Annotated in this window: 1 protein-coding gene; it reads left to right on the top strand. The window is 70.5% G+C overall.

Going from position 1 to position 224, the window contains the following annotated elements; translation table 11 throughout:
- Positions 1 to 33: 33 nt before the first annotated feature.
- Positions 34 to 224, top strand: a 191-nt coding sequence (locus tag MFF64_RS39250) for an N-acetylmuramoyl-L-alanine amidase (RefSeq protein WP_238194168.1), incomplete at its 3' end; no start/stop codon positions are given.

The following is a 224-nucleotide window of genomic DNA, read 5'->3' as shown; positions in this document are numbered from 1 at the left end:
CTGGGCCGGCGCCTCACCGAGGAGGCCAAGAGCGTGGCGGAACGGATCCTCACGGACATCGTGGCCCAGGCGAACCAGCGCTACAGCCAGCGCCTGGCGGAGACCCTGGGCCGGAAGCTCTCCCAGGCCACGGGAAGCCCCTACCGGGGGAGTTTCCCCGGCGACTTCTTCGTCCTCCGCTACGCCAAGGTGCCGGCGGTCCTGGTGGAGATCGGCTTCGGGGA

The organism is Methylobacterium frigidaeris, assembly GCF_022179185.1.
Lineage (GTDB): Bacteria > Pseudomonadota > Alphaproteobacteria > Rhizobiales > Beijerinckiaceae > Methylobacterium > Methylobacterium frigidaeris.
The sequence above is the reverse complement of the archived record's forward strand: the minus strand, read 5'-3'. Positions and strand labels throughout refer to the sequence as shown.